Here is a 19495-nt window from a genome sequence, read left to right as displayed (position 1 = left end):
CTACCTGAGAACAAAACTCTGACACCGGAACTGGTAGCCACCTTACCGAAAATATGCCTGCAAAGTCGGGGAGACTTAAGCACAATTTTAGCTCAGGCAAAGAATCGCCACGTGATGTATGTAGAGCACCTGGCCGCCGTAGCGGATGTGCCACGGTTGGCGAATATTGCTGAAGAATCGAGCATTATGGTGGGTTTTGTGGTTGATTGCACCGGTCCGGCAGACCTTGAAGCTATCATGGATGACCCTACGGGATTAATCGTCGGAGCGGTAGCACATACCCCAGAAGTGGCTGCATTACTGCGAAATGCCCTGGTACCGTACGTCTACGATGGCAGCGTATTAGAACAGGTAATCTATGCCGCGGCACGCATCACTGATGCCATTGGGCTGGTGTCGGACTTCCAGCTCACCGATGACGCCGAGATTATTCCCACGGGCGCTGCGGTGTTTGTGCTCGACCGCAACCTGCCGTTGTTGTGTCAACCAGCGGAAGATATTCAGCAAGAAAAAATTGAGATAATGTCGGATCACCCATTAGTTTTATTGGATTCTATGGGGTTTAATATTGCGGTTGATGACATGACCGCGGAGGTTATTGAGGCGACCGAGCTAGAGATCGACCAATACTATAGGTTGCTGCATAACACGTTGGATGCGTCCTTTTTGCCGATGCGAACACGGATGGCATTGCGCGAACAGGTGATCGAACCTGCCTTTGCTGAGCTTGTCGACGCCGCTACCGACGTATCCTCATCTTCACCCGCTTCCCAACAATCGGCACAGGAACCCCCAATCTCCCTCACCCCCGAGCAGGCTGCTGCCATTGACCCGGCCCTGCTGGCGGAATTGGGCATCACCTGGGCGGATTTAGGCCTGGAATGATGGGGTTCGCCGGAACCTGTGGCGTCGACAAGCGCCGAGAGCCCGCTAAATCGTTAAGAATCTAAAAGGAGCCTAAATCCTGACTTAGTTCGGTTTAGAATTTGGAGAACCGCTTGGTCAGCATGTCTTCAAGCTGCTGCCAGGCCTCCGCGTGTTCGTTAAACGGTGGCGTCGGGGTGTAGCCGGCATTATTGGTGTAGCCGGTGAGATAGGAAATGTAGTCCTGCATCCGGGGATTCGCCAGGAAGAACGAGTTGAGGGAATCGTCGCCGGCCCAGTCGGCGGCGTCGGCAAGCAGTTCGTAGGCGCGCAGCAGCTGGTTGGAATCCACCTGCTCAGGACCCTTTTCTATGTCGCGGGTAATGCCATTGAAGGAATACACATTATCTTGGTGGACCGTGACCCCGAGCTCGCCAGCATTGGCAACGGTCATAATGTCTTCCCACGTGGAAACCTTGGCGAGGTCGTGATCGTCGTGTTCCACCAGCCACCGCACCAGGGCCTTGGACGAATTGAAGGTGAAAATCTCACCGTACTTCCCCAAGAAAACCGGCTTGGCCTGCACATATGTGCGCAGCGTGTAGACGGTACGGCCGTCGATGGAGATCTTAATGGGGTCGATGCCGGCGATGCCCCACACGGTATTGTCGTAAGGATCGACCTGTTCAGCCTCCTCCTTACGTTTTTGCTCTTCCGCCTTTTGCTTTTCCTCGTTGATCTTCTTCGTCTCCTCGATTCGCTGTTCGGCGTCCTTGATCTTGTCTTCGTCCACCTCTTTGACCGTCACCAGGTCATCGAGCTCGTCAATCACCGAATCCCAGTTGACGAGAACCACCCGGCCAATTGCGGTCCATTCGGACATACCCGCCGGCCCGGAAAAATGTTCCAATCCGCGTTCGGCATTTCCCAAAATAGAATGTGATGAGAAAAACACCTGAATAGGTGTCGATGCGGCCACATCGCCGAGGCTCCGTGCGATTCGGAAGCACCGGGCCACCGCTTTCACATTGCTGCTTGAAGGCTTATCGGCAAGGAATGCTGGTACCCCAACGAGATCGAATTCCTCTTTTTCTGCAGGTACGGCACGCAGCGCATCTCGCGCAGAAAACGCCCCCCATTTAGGGTGACTTTGCAGGTCGTGTTTCTCATCAGATTCCAGGAAAACCAAGAGTTCCGCGGGGGAGTGAAACACGAAGAGGTCATCGCCAGCACCGAGGAAGGCTTGCCATTCGGCGCCATGTTCGCGCCAAGAAGGTGCCCACAAGGTGTAGAAATCGCCCTTGGTGAGCGACAACTTGACAGGAACAATACCGTTATTAGCCATGGGGATACATCATAGTCTACTAATCGGGTCGGAAGTACCCTTTAAATTCCATGCCCAGATTCTCAGTGCGCATTGACCCCAATTGCACGGGATCGCCGGCCTCGATGATTTGGCCATTGCCGGCATACATGGCTACATGCCCATTCCATACCAATAGGTCGCCGGCGATGAGCTCGTCGGGGGAAACTTGGCGCCCAATGTTTTGGTTTTCCGCCAGGCGGGGCAGCTCGACGCCAGCCTGCCGCCAGGCCCATTGGGTGAGACCGGAACAGTCAAAACCGGAGGTTGTGGTGCCACCCCACACATAAGGAGTGCCAAGAGCGGTTTTTGCCGCGGCGACGGCGCGTTGGCCGCGTTCCACCTGGTCGGACGATGCATGATGGGTGCTGGTTGTTGTCCCCGTTGGCTTTGTGGTTCCCGATGTTTCGTCGAGGGGAATGGCAACTCGGGCGGCGACACTGTGGATTTTTGCGGCATCCGTTGTAGCATCTGTTACGGTATGCGGCGCGGCGAGCTCTGACTTTGTTTCGGAAATTTGTTCTAACCGAGCGGTGAGGGGCGCGAGCCGTTGCTCTAGGCCCTGCAGATGGGCCACCGCCTGTTCAATATATTTATTAGGCATCACGATAAGCTGCTTGATGACTGCGACCCAATTGGCCCCGCTGCTGGCACACACCACCGACAGGGTGGCTGTGACCTCGGCTATGAATGATTGGATAAGATGTTCGAGAAAACGACAGGTGGTTTCGCATTCTGGTAATGCTTGGGCAAGCAACTGTATGAGCTCGTGTGAATCTTGGATGAGGACACGATGATCGGCCATAAACTGCGAAGGATTATTACCGAATACTTGTGCTAGCTGTGGGAGCTGGGAGAAGTCGGGAACGCTGGGGGCTGCCACGGGTTGTAGGGGCGGCCTGAGGTCGGCCAATACCTGAATGGTTCGGGTGAGATCAATCATCGCCATGTTCCAGTGCTTGGCCTAGGGCTGCATCATGCTCCTCGACAAGCCGCACGTAGTCGAGGGTTTTGGCCACTGCATCATCAACGTAGGCGCATTGAATGCGGGCTCGCAGAGTGACGCTATCGACGGCGGCATTAAAGGCGCTAATGAATTTTCCCACCCCCAGCATGGTCTCGCCAGGGAGGAATGTGGATGTCACAGGGGTATTGGCAATGGTCGTGAGCCCGGTAGCAAGGTTACGGACGTGCTGCGGATCAATGTGAAGATTATCGTTCATATCTAGTTGGACTGCCCAGCCGAAATTATGGGACAAGGAGATTCAAGATCGCTACCATAAAAATATGGATATTTTACTTGTGGACCATCCATTGGTAGCCGCCCGCCTCAGCATTATGCGTGATGAACGAACTAATAATTCCAGTTTCCGCGCCGCCTTAGCGGATCTTGGAACCATGCTGATTTACGAAGCATCACGCGACCTACGTGTTGAGCAATTCCCATTGACCACACCGGTTGCGGCAACTACCGGGACACGATTGGCCGATCCGCCAATTATTGTTCCAGTGGTTCGGGCTGGGTTAGGCATGATTGATCCGGCACTGAAAATGATTCCCGATGCCCAAGTGGGATTCATTGGTCTGGCACGGAATGAGGTGACCCATGAGCCAGTCCCATATCTGGAGGCCTTGCCCGATGACCTGAGTGGTCGCACAGTTTTCGTGGTCGACCCAATGCTGGCGACCGGTGGTTCGCTGTTGCACGCGGTGCGGATTCTTGCCGACCGTGGTGCCACGGACATCACCGCGGTATGCATGGTTTCCGCCCAACCGGGTGTAGACGCCCTCGCCCATTCGGGGCTACCAGTACGGCTGGTGACCGCCACTATCGACCCGGAATTGAACGAAGACGCCTACATTGTTCCAGGCCTGGGCGACGCCGGCGATCGACTCTACGGGCCGCGAAATATTGATTTGTAGGAACAAAATAGCAGGTCATCGCGGGTAGACCATGATCTAATCCGAAATCTAATAAGAAAATAGTAAAAGTGCTGGTAGTGGGATTTTTATGGTCACTATATGCAGGTAATTCCGTGTGAATATTATCACCCGTGAATGTTTGCATATTTTTCTTGTGCAAATTCAAAGTCTTGGGCAAACTAAAAACATGCGACTACTTATAAGAAGTGGTCTAAGCAATAAATGGGATACGTGGCCTAGCTATGGTCGCGTGTTTGGCGCCCGCTTACGGCTGCTTCGTGATATTCGAGGTATAACCCAACAGCGCCTTGGGGAGATTTGTGGTTTGAGTAGAAACCAGATATCCAATCTGGAACGTAATGATAATAATGCTAGAACCCCAGCGGACCCTAGCTTATCAACAATCTATAAATTATCCAGCGCACTTATGGTGCCGCCGGCGGTGATGCTGCCAGCCGGCTCGGAAATCGTGGGTGGCGTGTGTGATCTTGCGGAGCTTGTTGATGGCATTATCACCTTTGAACTCGTGTGGCCTCGCTACGCGAGCGATACTGAGCCATTCACCGAGGATCAGGCCTTTGCTATAAATGCGGGTATAAACGGGTACCGCGGTTCCCGATATTAACCGCGTGTCATATGCGCTCGGCCGTGGCCCTGGATCGTCAGCGATCTTGTGGCCACGGCCGCGGCTATTTCGAACGCCTTGTGGGGGAGAGCCGGTAGTGGGCGGTGGCGGGTGGCAGCAGGGGCGAGGTGGAGGTGAGGGAATGTCCTGCGGCGACAAACTCCAGCTCAGAATATATGCTACAAGTTGTGGCTGTTGATGTCTTGATTGATATCTCGACGCTGAGAGCTCTAGTCGCTATAGGTAGTGTTAAAGCTGAGCTGTACTTTCTCGATTCAGTAGGATCTGAGACATTGCCCTGATTCACAACTCCAGCTCAGCACCTGCGCTATCCTCCAGATGATCCCGCCTTGGCCCCTTGCGAATCCTGCCAATCCAGATGTTTCCGTGTGTTCTCGTGGATCATGACCGGTAGAAGAGATGCTGAGCTGGAGTTGTGGTGGCGATCCCATGATCCGTCTTGGGGATAGCGAGCAGCACATTGAATACTCCAGCTCAGTACTTATGCAGCGCATTCATGCAGTAGTTTCACGTAGCCATGCGGCACGGATTGGCCACGGATCGTTCGCAATACTGTTTGCTGGCAACACTGAGATGCGTTTTGTGGCCCGAGCATTATAGCTGGCGTATGTATGTAGTTACTTCCCGGGCGATCCGCTGCAATAAGTCCTCCGCCTGGGGCCGACTTGTAGCCTCGGCGATTTCTATATATAGCTTGGCCTTTGGCTCCGTGCCGGAAGCCCGGGCCCATACCCGAATTTTTCCTACTGGGCTTGGACCCCGCAGCAGCAGCCCGGTAGGCGTGCGCTCCCCACCGAACACAGCTTCGAATTCCAGGTTTATCCCTGCCAAGGTCGTGGGCGGATTTTGAATGCAAGCCCCAATCAAACCGGTAGGATCATTCGTACGAATTGCGATTTGCTGACCCACATAAATTCCATAACGCTTATACAGGGATTCGAGCTCATCCGCGAGAGTCAACCCCTGTGCCTTTAACTCCGCAGCCCAGGTGCAGGCAATAAGGGCCGTGGTGATGCCATCCTTATCGTCGACAAGCCAGGGAGCGGGCGAAATCCCTATCGCCTCTTCATAAGCGAACGCCACGGTGTGCTCCCCACCTGCCGCATTGAGATTTTTAAACCCGGTTGGGGTGAGCCGTAAATCCCAACCCCGATCTGCGGCGATTGCCGTTAATAATTGGGACGACACCATGGTAGTGGCAACAATAGGTTGTTCCCCCTTACCATCCCACGGCGCAACCATGCGGGTTGCCAGCAACGGCCCAGTTTCATCACCCCGCAACATGCGCAGCGTGCCGTCCTTCAACCGAATGCCCACCGCACACCGGTCAGCATCTGGATCCAGGGCGATCACTATGTCCGCTGACACCTTTTTTCCCAACCGCAGCAGCTCCGCCACAGCTTCAGGTTCTTCCGGGTTGGGGAATTCTACCGTGGGAAATGTTGGATCCGGGTATTGTTGCCGCATCACCGGAAAGATTTGGGCGAACCCTGCCGACTGTAACGTTTGTACCATGGCCCGGCCCCCAACCCCATGCATGGCCGTCACCGCCACCTTAATATTTGCCCGCTCATTATTGACCCGCAATAAATCCGCTTGGCTGGGCATCACAATACTCGTCACTTCATCAATGAAACGACGCAACTGATCCGCGCAGGGGCGCACCGTCACCCGGGGTATTTCCACCGCCGCAGGCACCTGCTGGGCGATAAGTGCCTCAATCTCTCGGGCGGCGCTACTGGTTAACTGGCGACCATTATTCATGTACACCTTATAGCCATTATCGCCGGCCGGATTATGCGAAGCCGTGATTTGCACCCCACCATCAAGCCCCCAACTACGCACCAGCCAAGGAATTAACGGCGTCGGGGAAGGAGTGGGTAGCAGAAACACCTCAAAGCCGGCACCTGCAAAAACCTCCGCGGTGGTCGTGGCAAACACGTGGGAACCATAACGAGCATCATAACCAACCACCACCCGGGGCGCCGGGTCATCATCGTGAAAATCCAACCCACCAAGCTCGTAAGGGCTTGTAGTAGCAAACTGTTCCGCCATGGAATAGGCTTCCGGTAGGTGGCGGCGTTCCGGGGAAATGATGCGGTGTTTCCCTAACCACATGGCCACCCCCGAAGTGATCCGTGTTACCTGAAAAACATTCATTTGATGAGATGCCGGACCGATCGGGGCTCGCATCCCGGCAGTACCAAATGCTAGCTGTTCACTCATACCCCTACCTGGCCTGCCCTTCTTGGAATGCTCTTGAAATGCTGAAAGTCGGAAAATATCAAAATACTTCTTAAAGCTTAGTCATCTCATTATGGGATTGGGTGGGGGATGGGCATAAACTTAAACCAGCATCGACATTGATGAAAATAATGAGCAGTACACTTTTGGGTATTTCATGGAGAACACAGTGAAACAGCACCATTCCAGCAGCGATAATCACGACGAACATACCCCAGACAACAACATGCCAAATGGGTGCGAAACCTGCGACGCTACCGAAACTGGCACTACGGAAACCGCAGGAGACGCGGGGGAACCAGCCACATCAGTGGTGCCGGCAACGTCGTTGGCGGACATCGCTCATGAGTGGCTAGCAGACCACACAACCGAACTTTACGAGTGGCGTTGGGATTTCCACGCCCACCCCGAACTCTCCGACCAGGAATACCGCACCACCGCCAGCATCAATAGCATTCTGCGCGATCACGGGCTCACCCCCCATCTGTTTCCCAACACTGGGCTCATGGTGGATATCGGCCCAGACACCCCGGAAAAAATTGCGTTCCGCGCTGACATTGATGCGCTCCCCATTCAGGAGCACACGGGCTGCGAGCATAGTTCGCAAAACGCCGGCGTCATGCATGCATGCGGCCATGACATCCATATCACGGTTGCCCTCGGGCTGGCGTGTGTACTCGCGGAGGCAGACCGTCGAGGACTCATAAAAATCGGTATTCGCATTATCTTTCAGCCAGCGGAAGAAGTTATGGATTCTGGTGCTCCAGAACTCATTCAATTGGGGGTTTTGGAGCGAATCAGTAATATCTTTGCGATCCACGCAGAGCCAAAAATTCGCACCGGCATGATCGGGGTTCGGGTAGGCCCCATCACGTCTGCCGGAGATGTTATTGAGGTTAAAGTCACCGGTTCCGGTGGGCATTCATCTCGCCCGCACCTCACAAACGATGTGGTGTATGCTCTGGCAAAAATAGTCACTGACCTGCCAGGACTATTGACTCGTCGGGTGGATCCGCGGACGGCAACAGTCATGGTTTTCGGGGCAATCAACGCAGGTTTTGCCCCCAATGCTATCCCCGAGGAAGGGACGATCCGGGGGACAATCCGTACGGGAGATATCCATGTGTGGCGGAAAATCCAACCGCTCTTGGAAGAACTCATTGGGGCGATTGTTGCCCCAACCGGTGCGCAATACCAGATCACATACGTGAAGGGCGTGCCGCCGGTGATTAACGATGATGTGGCAACAGCCATACTCGCGGATGCGGCACGAACGATGGATCCTCAGGCGGTGGTGCAGGCGCCCCAGTCGTCGGGTGGGGAGGATTTTTCGTGGTATTTGGAGCACGTCGCGGGCTCAATGGCACGGTTGGGCTGCTGGGATGGCGTGAGCGAGAAAGGGGATTTGCATAAGGCAAATATGTTGGCGGATGAAAAATGCATTCCGGTGGGGGTGCGGTTATTCGCAGGGGTTGCGGATCGGTTTAATTCCCACGCCGATCAGGTGTTTGTGGTTTAGTCGCTGCCAGGTATTGTCTGCTGTGTAAGCTTTTCGACGCCCATAGTTGTGTTACCTCTGGAGGACGATTGACCACTCATTCCGCAAAGCGCATTGTCATTATCGGCGGTGGACCCGCCGGCTACGAAGCTGCCCTTGTCGGTGCCCGCTATGGGGCAGACATCACTCTCATTGAAGATAATGGTCTTGGTGGTTCCGCAGTCATTGATGACTGTGTCCCATCAAAATCGTTTATTGCCGGGGCCAATGTGAAAACCGATCTTCGGCGTGCCGAAGACATGGGGCTGAGCATGAAACTAGCCGAGGATGCTGCAGGGGCAGGATCTATCAGGCTTGTTACCGCCCTGAATAGTCGGGTACGGCAATTAGCTGGGAAACAGTCAAATGATATTTATCGTTCGGTCGAACGCGCCGGGGTTCGGATCATCGCAGGTCGAGGCACTTTTGATGACTATAATTTGAACCAAACCGTGCATTATATTCGGGTAGAGCATGCCAATGGCACGGTAGAAACCATTGAGTGTGATTTGGTGTTGGTGGCGACTGGTGCGTCGCCTCGTATTCTGCCGGGGGCACAGCCCGACGGTGAGCGGATCGTGACCTGGCAGCAAATCTATAACATTACTGAATTGCCGGAGCATTTGATTGTGGTTGGTTCCGGCGTGACCGGCGCGGAATTCGTGTCGGCATTTGCGGAGCTCGGGGTGAAAGTCACAATGGTGGCTTCGCGGGATCGAATCTTGCCACACGACGACGCTGATGCTGCGGATGTGCTGGAAACCGTGTTGACGGAGCGAGGGGTGTCCCTGGTGAAGCACGCGCGGGTCGATTCGGTGGTGCGCATGGATGATGAGGGAGTGCTGGTGCGCACAAGTGATGGTCGAGAAATCCGCGGATCGCATGCGCTCATGACGGTGGGTTCTATCCCTAACACTCGAAACATGGGTGTGGAAAGCATTGGAATGGAAACCACCCCTTCGGGACATATTAAGGTGGACCGAGTGTCGCGCACGAATGTGCCCGGGGTGTATGCGGCGGGTGATTGCACGGACCTCTTTCCGCTCGCATCGGTTGCCGCGATGCAGGGCCGGATCGCCATGTACCATGCCTTGGGGGAGGGGGTTTCACCATTGCGGTTGAAGACGGTGGCGACGGCTGTGTTTACCCGTCCGGAAATCGCGGCGGTGGGGGTGACCCAGCATGAGATTGAATCCGGCCAGGTGAGTGCCCGCACTGTCATGCTGCCCTTGGAGACTAACCCTCGGGCAAAGATGCGGTCGCTTCGGCATGGTTTTGTGAAAATGTTTTGCCGAAAACACTCCGGCATTGTGATTGGTGGGGTGGTTGTTGCTCCCACCGCATCGGAGCTGATTCTACCGATTGCGGTGGCGGTGACGAATAATCTTACGGTGAATCAGCTGGCAGATACTTTTGCTGTGTACCCATCGTTGTCGGGATCCATCACAGAGGCGGCTCGCCAATTAGTGGAACATGATGATTTAGGCTAACCCAATCAGGTGCGCCCAAAGGAACACACCTGATTGGCTGCACTTTATCGTGGGCACCCAAGCGCGGGTGCCCATTTTTAGGTCACCATACTGGGGTAATTGAAGAAAATATCAGATAGCTCCACCCAATTGGGGACACCTTATCGGGGAAACCAATTTGCGGGTGCCTGTTTGGGGCGCCAAAGGGTGAGTGATAGAAGATCCGCTGCATTTGGCCCAGGTTGGACAGGAAGTGTTCTGCCTACATTTGGTAAGGCGTCGATAAGCATGAGCATGATCTACCCCATATGGATAACCAAATGAGTATAGTAGGGAAACGGGGTGGTATTATGCGTTAAATCACCTCAATAAAACTGTGTTAAGCAGCATAATCATAGTAGACACCCATAGATTTCCCGGTGGTTTTTATCATCACTTGTACCGTACCTACCTGTGCGTATGGGTACCTCGCAAGGGAGAAAGGTCATTATGGAAAGCCCCGAGTCGTTCCCGTACGACCGTGAATCCGACGAGCTGGAAACTTCTTTTGTTGAACTCCTCATGAGGGCACGCAACGCCGATTATGGGGAAGAACAGATTCTCAGTTGGGAAGAGCTCGTTGGGAAAACCCGGTACATGAACGATGATGAGTTATTGCTCGATGCCCTGGTGGAGCTGGGTGACGCCTACACATATGGCGGGGAATTGTGCCAACTTCCTACATCCTTTCAGGAGGCCCGCGTAATATTTGAAACCCTCGACCTGGATCAACAGGCCGATTGGGCGCCTTACCTGGGAAAACAATATAAATATTATCTCACTGCGTTGCTTGACCACCCCGACACTCCTGTTGCCATCCTGCATAGAGAATTGGCGGAGCTTCGGGACTTCTGGTCCGCGCATGCGAGCTCCATGAAGGAATATTATTTGCGTGCCTACTATGTGTTCCGGGAACTTGGCGATGATCCGGCCGCCCGGGAGGCGTTTTCCCTCTGGCTGGCTGAACCACGGGAAGAAGGCAGTTTCTCCGAATGCCCCAGCTGCTCCGCAATCCACCATATCAAGGCATTATATGCAATGGGAGACACCTTTGATGCCGTGTCCGTTGGCGAACAGGCGCTCAGCCAAACCGAGGATTTTTGCAGCGCGCAGCCGGAAAATCTGTATTTGTCCATGCTGGAACCGTGGATTTACGCCGGTGAAGTGAAGAAGGCGCGGCGGGCGCATCGGAAAACCCTCCGCCGCGACCTACACTCCCGCATAGGGACGGAATTTTATTCGCAGCATTTTATGTATTATGCGCTGATGGGTATGCGCGGATATAAGTTTCAGTATCACATTGGTGTGATGTTTTTTGTGTCGCAATTGCCTTATTGGCTAGAAATGGAAAGCCCTAGAATTCTTATGGATAGTGCCGTCGCTGCCGCAATATTATTGCGGCATTATCCGCGACCATCCCGGCGGCTACGGCTGAAATTTTCGGGGTCATCCCTGCCATGGATCATTTCTACGGATTTGGAGAATCCCACCGTTGCAGAAGCCGCCCAATGGTGTGTCGATATTGTCGAAAAATTAGCACACAGATTTGATTCCCGCCCCGGACTGGCACACCCACACACTGTTGTTGATATGCGACGCCGAATCTTTGATACCGAAATCCCCTCATAGCATCGTCGGCATACCACCATGTTGGACGGCCACGGTTTTATGATGCGCTTACGCTGCTTCTGCGCTTAGTCATATGATCTTATGCCGTCACATCGGCGGCGTTGTCCGTGCTATCCACCGAGGTTGCAGCACGAACCGCAGTGGTATCGACGTTGCTAGCGGGGGAGGAAGGAGAACTGTCGTTAGTTTCTGCTGCCACTGTTTCCGGGAAATATGAATCAACCCACCGGGAAATGATTTCCAATCCATCATCGGCCGCATCCTGTACGGTCTTGGGTGGTAGCACCGGATCGTTAGGTAATACCCGGTTGGGGTCGCCGATGGGGTGGGTAACAATATCGCCAAGAGCATGGTCATAAACCCCCAGCGCTACCATTTCCACGCTGGTCTGCTCGCAGATTGCCCAACAGTAGCGGTCGAGAGAAATACGGGCCATGCTGATGAAATCGTCCGGGTTTACCCGTAACTTTTTGAGTGCCGGCCGGTCATCAATACGCTCATCATCGTGGAGGGGTCGTAGGTAAAACCGACCACCGTTTAATTCCATTACATCCATGGTTATCTAGCTTAGAACGAAGCCTTTATATGAGGGCTGAATTTCCGGCTTTTATCAATGAGTTTCTTTATCATGGGTATTCCGGGGGTAATTATGGTGAATGGTCATGCCACACTATCATTGGATCCCGATACCAGATAACTGCCGGTAAAACCCGGCGATAGCCGGGTAAATCTTAAAGAGCACGGCTATTATCGGTGATTTTCCTCCGCATTAGTGTGCATTATGCGCCTAAAGATAATTGGTAATTTACGAGTGAAAATATTGTGGATTGGGCCACCACCATAATGACTTATCCCCACCTGAGGTAGGCGTCGTAAAGCAACCGAAATAAGCAAAAACCCCAGTCGAGCAAAGAAACCAACCGGGGTCGCAACCATATTGGATGCTATTCGGGGCGGTGGGGTAGCAACGTTAATGTCACCAACCCGGAACCGCAGCTGCTGGAATGATCCGAGCCACACGACAGGGCGCACTCGTCACAGGCGATGGTTTCCTTGCTGCTTTTCAGCATGCCCATGCGCTGCAACTGCTGGAGTGCCGCATCCACCGTGGAGGCGGACAAACCCGTTTGCCGGGAAATCTCCATCGTGGTGGTGGCCCCGTTACGAACCGACTGTTCAACCGCTGATAATGGACGCATTAGAACCACACCTTCAACACATTGAAAATCACCACTGCCAATAACCAGGCAGTGCTCAACTGAATACCAATACCAATGAGCGTCCACTTGACCCCGATTTCTCGGCGCTGGGCCGCCAGGGTTGCCACGCACGGGGTGTAGGCCAGCAGGAAGACCATGAATGCCCACAGTGCGGCAATGGCGTGCCCGCCGGAGGTATCGTCAAAATCCTGCCTGATGGCCTGCGCCAGGTCGGACTTGCCCTGTGCCTCAGGATCCTCTTCGCTCGGATCCTGCAGGCTGTAGGTTTGGGCCCACGTGGAGATCACGGCCTCCTTGGCCACGAAGCCGGTGACGAGCGTACCGGTGATCGACCAGGAACCAAACCCGGTCGGGGCAAACACCGGGGAAATTGCCTCGGACATCCGGCCGTAGGCGCTTTCCTGCGGCGGCAGCTCCTTATCGGCAAACCCATATCCGCTGGTCAGTGGGGTAGACTGCAGAACGAACACCACAACCACCGTGGCCACAATGATATTACCGGCGGTTTGCAGGAAGCCCTTGAGGCGGATCCACATCACCGAGAACGCCAACCGGGCACCCGGCAGCTGGTAGGTGGGCAGGTCGATCACCAACGGCTCCGAGCCCATGCGCCGCCACAGGGTATTCCGCATGGCCAGCCCCACCAGGATCACCAGGGCAATGGAGATCAGATACATCGCAAACACCACGGTGCCGGCATTATCCGGGAAGAACGTGTTCGCCAGCATCACATACACCGTCAACCGGGCCGAGCATGACGTGAACGGGATCAGCAGCGCGGTCAGCAGCCGCTGTTTCGGCTTGCCCAACACCCGGGTTGCGGAAATAGCGGGAACGTTGCAGCCAAAACCAACGATGAGTGGGATGAATGCCTTACCAGGCAGGCCAATGGACTTCATCACCCGGTCGGTCACCACGGCAGCGCGGGCCATATAGCCGGAATCCTCCAGCACTGCGAGGCACAAGAACATGAGCGCCATGAGCGGGGCAAACGATAGCACCCTGCCCACGCCGTTGATGAGACCACCCACGAGCAGGCCGGTGACAATCGGATGATCGAAATGAATAGCGGTCAGGAACGCATTGGTCCAGTCGGTGACCGGGCCATTGAAGAAGTTTGTCAGGGCGTCCTGGAGCGGGCTGGCCACGGTGGTGGTGATTTGGAACACCAACCACATGGTGGCCAGGAACATGAGCGGGCCGATAATCGGGTTGAGTGCAAGCCGGTCTATTTTCTCATTGAGGGTGGTCTTGCTGGCTTCCTTAATCGTGGTGCTGGCATGGACTGCTGACTCCACCCATTCGAATCGCCGGTCGGCCAGGTCGAATTCGCTGGCGTCTGCCGGCACAGCCCTGTGTACCTTCTTGGGTTTCTGCAGCTCTTCGGCGACGATGGCACCGATTTTCTCCACATTCGAACGGTGCCGCGGGTCTACAGACACCACGGGGATACCCAACTGTTCAGATAGCTTTTTACTATCAATTTCTTCACCGTTAGCGGCGGCGACGTCGGCCTTGGTCATCACCACGACCAGGCGATTTTCCTGTTCCGTCAATTGCGCCACCATGTAGAGGCTGCGCGACAGACTAGAGGCGTCGACGGCGATAATCACCAGGTCAGGGCGGTCTTGCTCGGCGGCGTCAATGACCAGATTGCGGGTGAGCTCCTCGTCCGGGCTCATGGGATCCAGTGAGTAGGCGCCGGGGAAGTCGATGACGTCGTAGGTAACGTCTTTGGATTGCTTCCAGGCGCCGCGGCTCACCTCGACGGTGGTGCCCGGCCAGTTGCCCATGCGGGCTTTTGCACCGGTCAGGCTGTTAAAAAGCGTGGATTTGCCGGCATTGGGTGCGCCGACGAGTGCCACGATGGGGGCGCCCTTGGGGGCCATAGCATGCCCGTGCGATTCGCAATGGCATGTTGTTGCTTTAGGGGCAGGGGTTGTTGTCATGATGGTCCTTATAGCTTTTGTCGCTTTACGACGTGATACGCAGCGATAATGCGCCCAAATCAGGCGGGGATCGGATTCACATGGAGTTGGCGCGCAGTGGGGCCGTCAATTGCATAGCGAGTGCTACCAATTTTGACAACCCGGCCACCACTGTTAATTTTTTGGGTAATGGTAACTGTGATGCCTGGTCGAAATCCCAGCTCGGCGAGGCGCCGACGGGTGGCCTCATTCAGCTTTTCTGTGTTGATGTCAGCAAGCACGCAGCGCTGACCAATGCTTACCGATGTAAGCATCTGGTCGGAGTGGGGCATAAGACAAACCTCCAAAGTTGAAATGATATAGTGCAAAACCTTGATAAGTCTTACCTACAATTTGGGAGTGAATCGTTCATATTCTTGCGCTTAGGCGTCACTTAGCGCAATCACCCATGCCACACGAACTTACCTATTTAGGGGGTATTTTTCGGGTTAGATAGTAGTGAAAAACTCGGATAAACTATCGAAAGAATACCCCCAAATTTTACGCCCCAGTATCCCGATAACCACGACGCAAATCATCTACAATGCGTTGATGGTCTAATGTGTTTGGATCCAGCTTTCGTGGTTGATTATCTAACCCAAAAACAGTTGCTGACGCTAGGACCTCCGGGGTGATAAACTTCACATCTTTCGGGAGGGTGGCGGGTAGCTGAAACGGCTGCGAACCCGCAAAACACGAATTAAACCCCCAGTCCCCAAACGTGGGAACATGCACATGATATGGCACCACCGTGTGACACCCGGCCGCCTGCAACGTTGAATAGATTCGGGAAAACACATCCGGTGTGGTAAACGAGCTGCTTGACTGCACCGTCATAATCCCCCGCGACGTGAGCTGCTTGAGCAGCATCGCATAGAATTCCTCCGTATACAGCCTCCCCACGATCTCCGTATCGGGATCCGGTAAATCCACAATGATCGCGTCATATCGCTGCCCATCGCCCCCAGCGCGCACCCAGCTGAAGGCATCATCAATGACAACATGGACTTTTGGGTCTTTGAGTGCCCCCTGGTTATCGGCCAATAACACCGTGTTGGCCGTCTCGATCATCATGGGATCCAATTCCACTTGGGTGATTCGGTGAATTGTTGGTACCTTCAGGAGTTCCCGGGCGGCCAGCCCATCACCGCCCCCAATGATGAGCACCGATTCGGTGGTGTCCGTGAGGGTTGGATAGGTGAGTGATTCGGTGTAGCGGTATTCATCCCTGGTGGAATATTGCAGGCCACCATTGAGGTAGAGGCGCCGATCCTTCCCCCATTGCGTGACGACGATTTCCTGGTAGTTGGTTTGGGCAGTGAACACGATCGGGTATTCGTAGAGCCGTTGCCGGGCGGTGGTGATAATGCCATCACTGCGGATAAACAGCACCACCAGCACGCTTATTGCGGCAAGAAGACCGGTCATAATCACATAAAACTGTCGAACCTTGAGGTCGTGGCGGAGCACAATGATGGAGATTGCGAGGGCTGCGGTGAGATTGAGTAGTCCAGCCGCCAGCGTGCCCCGCATGAGCCCCAGGTAGGGGAGGAGCAGGAATGGCCAAGCCAGGCCGCCCAATAGCGCCCCCAGGTAGTCGGCGGCGTTGAGGGTGGCCAGCACCGAGCCGGAGGTTGCAGCGTCGACAAGCCGGCCGCGTTGGAATAACGTCATGAGTAGCGGCAGTTCGGCACCCACGAACATGCCAATGACCAGGGTCGATAGGGTGAGAATAATGAGGGATTGCCCGATGATAACGAACGTAATGTAGAGCAACATTGCGCTCATGCCGCCAATGAGCCCCAGGAGCAGCTCGATCATCAGGAACGAAATTTCGGCCCGGTGAAGCAAGGGTTTTGCCGCGAGGGCGCCCAGGCCGAGGGCGGCAACGAACCCCGCCACAATGAGGGAGGTTTCTACGATGCTGCCCCCGTTGAGCACGGTGGATAGGGAGATGAGGGCCAGTTCGTAGACCAGGCCGGCTGCGGCACAGATGGATACCGACACCAGCAGCAGAAACCGTTTTGCTGGCGATATTTCTACAGGAGACATGCGGCGTTAATGACTCCCACGACGATGAGAATGATGCCGCTGAGCAGCACTGATGGCCGTAATTTGGTGTCTTCTACCACGTAGCGGAATTTTTCCGGGTTCAACCATTCTAATAGCACTAAGAAAATGGTTTGCAGCACTAGTCCCACGGTCCCGTAGACGGCGGTGGCGATGAGTCCTGCTACCAAGTCAGTTGGGGAGGTTGATATGGCGGCGGCTAAAACAATACCGATTGCTATGGCCTGCGATCCGGCCAGCACGCAGGCATTGGGGAGGTTGTCCACAAAGACTTGTTTGCGGAATTTGCCTGGTGTGAGCAGGTCTTGGACGATAAAACCAATGCCGAAAATCGCCATGGACAGGACGAAATAGGCGAGGGTGCTGATAACACCTTGACCTAGTGGCTGGTCTGGCGCAGGAACTTCCGTGAGCAGCGCGGTTGGTTGTGCGGCCAGCAGTATGTGATACATGTGTTATCACTCCCTATCGATTATTGGTTATTCATCCCATTCATTATTTCACCTGCTTATTTCACACCACTACCGGAGCCGCCACCTCCGCCGCCGCTGCCGGAACCGGATCGGCCACCCGATGATGATCCTGGTGATGACGGCCCGAAACCTGGACCCATGAACACATAGGTGCCGTTATTGAGTCGTTTATGGCTTTCCACCACAATCAGGCATTGATTATTTTTTGTTAATACCTGCACTAAATTCTTGGGGTAGCGTAAATAGACGGTGTTGGTTTTGGGGTCTTCCTTTTGCGCGTCTGGCCGCCGTGGCCCCTTGGTAACAATATCGTTTGCTACCTTTTTGGGTTCACCGGAGCAGGAGTACACGGCTTGGTCCGAGGCAAAACCTGACGCATTCGCCTTTTTATACGTTTTCGCAATATATTTACTGATGTCGGTGTTATCGGACGATACCGCATACCCCAGAACAAACGTGAGTACCGCACCAATCAGGCAGGCGATAGCGATCTTCAGCCACTTGCTACTTTCCATGACTTATGTCCTTACAGTCTCTTCGATCCATTAGAATTCCGCATTGCTAGCTTGTGGTTGTGCGTTGCGATAGCGGCTGAAACGTCGATGTGGTGTGCACCACCGTGTAGTCATTGGGGTAGAGATGATAGGTGTCCCAAAGCCATCCATCGTGCTGGGGCATACCAAATAGTGCTGTGATGTGGTATTTTCCTTCTCCAGGAAAAGTCCCTACGAGCCAATCGTCATCAAAGACGGCACAGAGGTCCGTCGCGGCGGCGGTGAAACCTTCCGGGGAATAGCACAAATGCTCGGCATGGAAACGATATTGACCGTGGGAATGTGGCATGGTTAGTTCCTGGACATCGCGTAATGGTTCCCCACCATGTTGTTGGGCGGCACACGAAACTTCTTCCCGCAACACCACGGTGTTCTCTCTATCAAGAAGCTCGGCAACATGTGAGGCCCCGATAATGCACAGGCGCAGGCAAAAGTGTTGCCCATCATCGGATTGGTCTGCTGGTATGAAAACGGTGTCGGCAAGTTGGTCTTCCGGCGCCGGACCGCCTAAACATAATCCCAGCGCGTCGGCAGACACGTCTTTTTGAGGAATGGTGAATTCGATCATGAACGTTCAATTCCCTTATTGGGCGGGTGGGGCCGGGAAAACATTAAATTCGCCTGGGGTAACAACCTGGCCTATGGTGGCTTCCCACGGGGTGGTTGGCCCATATTTTTCCAGGCCTAACCGCATCCCATTCGGGCCTTCGTAGTCCACGTAGCTCATGTCGCCGGCAGCGGGCAGGCCGGTGGTGCCCTCGGTGGTGTAGCGGGCGCCGCCGCGTTCGATCTCCCGGTAGGTCACCCCATCAACTTCGATGGTGGCATGTGGGTCAAGGTTAAGATCTTTCCGGGGATTCCAGAGCACGAGTTCTAATTGTCCCTCATCAACCTCGACGCTGAGCCATAGGCTACCGGAGCCACCATCGATCATGTGTTCGTACCACACGAATGGTCCCTGGCTGAGTGTCACCGTGCCCCGCACCACATAGTCGATGCCGCCGCGGCTGAGGATTGCGCCGGGGCCTATGACTTGTGGGTTGAAGTCGTTTTCCCCGGATACGCCAGCGGCGAAGGCGAGGGGATCGTTGCGTTGTCTAGCACCCTCGTTTGAGGCAGATTTTTTCGCTTTCCATGATTGGTAAAACGCAAAGAGTGCTACTAAAAGCAGGATGATAGCGATGAGTTTCAGTAAAAATGCCATGGTTACCATGGTACTTCAAACCAGCTTAGGTCTTTTCGGGGGTACACACATTGTCATATCTTTCTGATGGCAAATGTTGGTTATTGCACCATAGATTTTGCAGAACACGGGTTCTCTGATGTCTGTGGGGGTGGTGGCGTGTAACACGCGCCAAATTGGACTTGTGTGGCTAGGTGTGCTGGTAAAACAAACTGGTGTTCGTATGTGATTGCGGGCTTGTCGAGGTGGGTCGTCCGGAGTTTGTCTGGTGGTGACTATGGGTTCCATTGGTTCCTCTGAATGGCCCTGGTCGG

Annotated in this window: 19 protein-coding genes; 6 read left to right on the top strand and 13 right to left on the bottom strand. The window is 54.4% G+C overall.

Annotation, left to right across the window (positions count from 1 at the left end; all coding sequences use genetic code 11):
- The first annotated feature begins 114 nt into the window (after nt 1-114).
- Nucleotides 115-885, top strand: coding sequence for a hypothetical protein (locus HBA49_RS09390; protein ID WP_225866093.1), 771 nt, complete (start codon nt 115-117; stop codon nt 883-885).
- 94 nt (nt 886-979) lie between these two features.
- Here the strand turns inward: HBA49_RS09390 and HBA49_RS09385 are convergent, their stop codons facing one another.
- Genes HBA49_RS09385 through HBA49_RS09375 form a run of 3 tightly spaced genes read right to left on the bottom strand, consistent with a single transcriptional unit; the run spans nt 980 to nt 3450 of the window.
- A complete protein-coding gene (locus tag HBA49_RS09385) occupies nt 980-2209 on the bottom strand; it encodes a hypothetical protein (RefSeq protein ID WP_005524160.1) in 1230 nt (409 codons plus the stop codon).
- Nucleotides 2210-2228: 19 nt separating this feature from the next.
- Nucleotides 2229-3176, bottom strand: coding sequence for a C40 family peptidase (locus HBA49_RS09380; RefSeq protein WP_050773667.1), 948 nt, complete (start codon nt 3174-3176; stop codon nt 2229-2231).
- Complete coding sequence (locus HBA49_RS09375; protein WP_005519925.1) at nt 3163-3450, bottom strand: hypothetical protein; 288 nt, start codon at nt 3448-3450, stop codon at nt 3163-3165. The genes HBA49_RS09380 and HBA49_RS09375 overlap by 14 nt, the downstream gene beginning before the upstream one ends.
- 64 nt (nt 3451-3514) lie before the next feature.
- On the opposite strand from HBA49_RS09375, the gene upp reads away from it, so the two are divergent.
- Nucleotides 3515-4150, top strand: coding sequence for a uracil phosphoribosyltransferase (gene upp, locus HBA49_RS09370; protein ID WP_005524637.1), 636 nt, complete (start codon nt 3515-3517; stop codon nt 4148-4150).
- A gap of 115 nt (nt 4151-4265) precedes the next feature.
- A complete protein-coding gene (locus tag HBA49_RS09365) occupies nt 4266-4775 on the top strand; it encodes a helix-turn-helix domain-containing protein (RefSeq protein ID WP_174888106.1) in 510 nt (169 codons plus the stop codon).
- 615 nt (nt 4776-5390) lie between these two features.
- Here the strand turns inward: HBA49_RS09365 and HBA49_RS09360 are convergent.
- The gene (locus HBA49_RS09360; protein ID WP_005524454.1) at nt 5391-7022 is read right to left on the bottom strand and encodes a phospho-sugar mutase; all 1632 of its coding nucleotides are present in this window, start codon (nt 7020-7022) and stop codon (nt 5391-5393) included.
- A 175-nt stretch (nt 7023-7197) separates the two neighbouring features.
- Here HBA49_RS09360 and HBA49_RS09355 point away from each other — a divergent pair, with 175 nt between their 5' ends.
- The 3 genes from HBA49_RS09355 (at nt 7198) to HBA49_RS09345 (ending at nt 11714) form a co-directional block, all read left to right on the top strand.
- On the top strand, nt 7198-8559 hold the full coding sequence (locus tag HBA49_RS09355; protein WP_005524478.1) for an amidohydrolase: 1362 nt from the start codon (nt 7198-7200) through the stop codon (nt 8557-8559).
- 68 nt (nt 8560-8627) lie between these two features.
- Nucleotides 8628-10067, top strand: a complete 1440-nt coding sequence (locus HBA49_RS09350; protein WP_005524527.1) for an NAD(P)H-quinone dehydrogenase — start codon at nt 8628-8630, stop codon at nt 10065-10067.
- 468 nt (nt 10068-10535) lie between these two features.
- Complete coding sequence (locus HBA49_RS09345) at nt 10536-11714, top strand: hypothetical protein (protein WP_005524680.1); 1179 nt, start codon at nt 10536-10538, stop codon at nt 11712-11714.
- Between the two features lie 79 nt (nt 11715-11793).
- Here the strand turns inward: HBA49_RS09345 and HBA49_RS09340 are convergent, their stop codons facing one another.
- The 9 genes from HBA49_RS09340 to HBA49_RS09300 form a co-directional block, all read right to left on the bottom strand.
- On the bottom strand, nt 11794-12270 hold the full coding sequence (locus HBA49_RS09340; protein ID WP_040431371.1) for a hypothetical protein: 477 nt from the start codon (nt 12268-12270) through the stop codon (nt 11794-11796).
- A gap of 388 nt (nt 12271-12658) precedes the next feature.
- Nucleotides 12659-12913: a helix-turn-helix domain-containing protein gene (locus tag HBA49_RS09335; RefSeq protein ID WP_005519948.1), complete on the bottom strand. Its 255-nt coding sequence runs from the start codon at nt 12911-12913 to the stop codon at nt 12659-12661.
- Nucleotides 12913-14823, bottom strand: coding sequence for a ferrous iron transport protein B (feoB, locus tag HBA49_RS09330; protein WP_005524385.1), 1911 nt, complete (start codon nt 14821-14823; stop codon nt 12913-12915). Before feoB ends, HBA49_RS09335 begins: the two co-directional genes overlap by 1 nt.
- Before the next feature lie 119 nt (nt 14824-14942).
- Nucleotides 14943-15194 carry a FeoA family protein gene (locus HBA49_RS09325; RefSeq protein ID WP_005519952.1) on the bottom strand — a complete coding sequence of 84 codons (252 nt, stop codon included), beginning with the start codon at nt 15192-15194 and terminating at the stop codon, nt 14943-14945.
- A gap of 208 nt (nt 15195-15402) precedes the next feature.
- Nucleotides 15403-16953 carry a polyamine aminopropyltransferase gene (locus HBA49_RS09320; RefSeq protein ID WP_005519953.1) on the bottom strand — a complete coding sequence of 517 codons (1551 nt, stop codon included), beginning with the start codon at nt 16951-16953 and terminating at the stop codon, nt 15403-15405.
- A complete protein-coding gene (locus tag HBA49_RS09315) occupies nt 16941-17423 on the bottom strand; it encodes a DUF350 domain-containing protein (protein WP_005524018.1) in 483 nt (160 codons plus the stop codon). The genes HBA49_RS09320 and HBA49_RS09315 overlap by 13 nt, the downstream gene beginning before the upstream one ends.
- A gap of 56 nt (nt 17424-17479) precedes the next feature.
- The gene (locus HBA49_RS09310; protein WP_005524014.1) at nt 17480-17959 is read right to left on the bottom strand and encodes a DUF4247 domain-containing protein; all 480 of its coding nucleotides are present in this window, start codon (nt 17957-17959) and stop codon (nt 17480-17482) included.
- A gap of 46 nt (nt 17960-18005) precedes the next feature.
- Entirely contained in the window at nt 18006-18566 is a 561-nt protein-coding gene (locus HBA49_RS09305) for a DUF2617 family protein (protein ID WP_005524244.1), read from the bottom strand.
- 15 nt (nt 18567-18581) lie between these two features.
- Nucleotides 18582-19211 (bottom strand): DUF4178 domain-containing protein, encoded by a 630-nt coding sequence (locus tag HBA49_RS09300; protein WP_005519959.1) that lies wholly within the window; start codon nt 19209-19211, stop codon nt 18582-18584.
- Between the last annotated feature and the right edge of the window lie 284 nt (nt 19212-19495).

The sequence above is a fragment of the Corynebacterium matruchotii genome, assembly GCF_011612265.2.
Classification (GTDB): Bacteria; Actinomycetota; Actinomycetes; order Mycobacteriales; family Mycobacteriaceae; genus Corynebacterium; species Corynebacterium matruchotii.
Note: the sequence above shows the minus strand (reverse complement) of the source record. Positions and strands in the feature narration are given on the sequence as shown.

Coding starts and splice junctions, on each gene's coding strand:
- HBA49_RS09390 (WP_225866093.1), top strand. CDS start 115: ATGTATGTAGAGCACCTGGCCGCCGTAGCGGATGTGCCACGGTTGGCG.
- HBA49_RS09385 (WP_005524160.1), bottom strand. CDS start 2,209: ATGGCTAATAACGGTATTGTTCCTGTCAAGTTGTCGCTCACCAAGGGC.
- HBA49_RS09380 (WP_050773667.1), bottom strand. CDS start 3,176: ATGGCGATGATTGATCTCACCCGAACCATTCAGGTATTGGCCGACCTC.
- HBA49_RS09375 (WP_005519925.1), bottom strand. CDS start 3,450: ATGAACGATAATCTTCACATTGATCCGCAGCACGTCCGTAACCTTGCT.
- upp (WP_005524637.1), top strand. CDS start 3,515: ATGGATATTTTACTTGTGGACCATCCATTGGTAGCCGCCCGCCTCAGC.
- HBA49_RS09360 (WP_005524454.1), bottom strand. CDS start 7,022: ATGAGTGAACAGCTAGCATTTGGTACTGCCGGGATGCGAGCCCCGATC.
- HBA49_RS09355 (WP_005524478.1), top strand. CDS start 7,198: ATGGAGAACACAGTGAAACAGCACCATTCCAGCAGCGATAATCACGAC.
- HBA49_RS09345 (WP_005524680.1), top strand. CDS start 10,536: ATGGAAAGCCCCGAGTCGTTCCCGTACGACCGTGAATCCGACGAGCTG.
- HBA49_RS09340 (WP_040431371.1), bottom strand. CDS start 12,270: ATGGATGTAATGGAATTAAACGGTGGTCGGTTTTACCTACGACCCCTC.
- HBA49_RS09335 (WP_005519948.1), bottom strand. CDS start 12,913: ATGCGTCCATTATCAGCGGTTGAACAGTCGGTTCGTAACGGGGCCACC.
- feoB (WP_005524385.1), bottom strand. CDS start 14,823: ATGGCCCCCAAGGGCGCCCCCATCGTGGCACTCGTCGGCGCACCCAAT.
- HBA49_RS09325 (WP_005519952.1), bottom strand. CDS start 15,194: ATGCCCCACTCCGACCAGATGCTTACATCGGTAAGCATTGGTCAGCGC.
- HBA49_RS09320 (WP_005519953.1), bottom strand. CDS start 16,953: ATGTCTCCTGTAGAAATATCGCCAGCAAAACGGTTTCTGCTGCTGGTG.
- HBA49_RS09315 (WP_005524018.1), bottom strand. CDS start 17,423: ATGTATCACATACTGCTGGCCGCACAACCAACCGCGCTGCTCACGGAA.
- HBA49_RS09310 (WP_005524014.1), bottom strand. CDS start 17,959: ATGGAAAGTAGCAAGTGGCTGAAGATCGCTATCGCCTGCCTGATTGGT.
- HBA49_RS09305 (WP_005524244.1), bottom strand. CDS start 18,566: ATGATCGAATTCACCATTCCTCAAAAAGACGTGTCTGCCGACGCGCTG.
- HBA49_RS09300 (WP_005519959.1), bottom strand. CDS start 19,211: ATGGTAACCATGGCATTTTTACTGAAACTCATCGCTATCATCCTGCTT.